The organism is Pseudomonas asuensis (assembly GCF_014646755.1).
Taxonomy (GTDB): domain Bacteria; phylum Pseudomonadota; class Gammaproteobacteria; order Pseudomonadales; family Pseudomonadaceae; genus Chryseomonas; species Chryseomonas asuensis.
In genome coordinates this window covers 1-582 of the sequence record NZ_BMNW01000100.1, presented here as the reverse complement: position 1 = coordinate 582, position 582 = coordinate 1, and the positions used below count along the sequence as shown (strand labels likewise).

1 protein-coding gene is annotated in these 582 nt (G+C 54.3%); it reads left to right on the top strand.

The window, feature by feature from the left end:
• Nucleotides 1-582 (top strand): IS3 family transposase (locus IEX86_RS24860; RefSeq protein WP_188868812.1); only part of this gene is annotated, 582 nt, incomplete at both ends.

Sequence of the window (582 nt, the reverse complement as noted above, 5' to 3'; positions counted from 1 at the left end):
AGCGCTCGTGAGAAGACACAGATCGTGATAGCGCTCCGGCAGCACTACCCACTGGCCTGCCTACTCAAGTCAGCAGGGCTGGCTCGCAGTACCTTCTACTACCAATCCAAGGCATTAGCTGCCGCTGATAAGTACGCCGGGCTCAAAAGCACTATCAAGACGCTTTTTGAGCGACACAAAGGCCGCTATGGCTATCGCCGTATCACTGCTGCCATCCGTAACCAAGGCACTGGGATAAACCATAAAACCATCCAGCGCTTGATGGGTAGCTTGGCACTGAAGTCATCCATTAGACGACGCAGCAAGTACAGAGCTTACCGAGGCTCAACGTCTAGGGCTGCTCCTAACCGGCTCAATCGCGACTTCTCAGCCGAGCGGCCTAACGAGCGATGGGTGACAGACATTACCGAGTTTAACCTCGGTGGCCAAAAGCTCTACTTGTCACCGGTACTGGACCTCTATAACCGAGAGATCATAGCCTATGAGATGGCTAGGCGACCGGTATTCGACATGGTTCGAGACATGATGGGCAAAGCCTTCAAGCGCTTAAGACGCAACGAGGCTCCGCTCCTGCATTCGGAC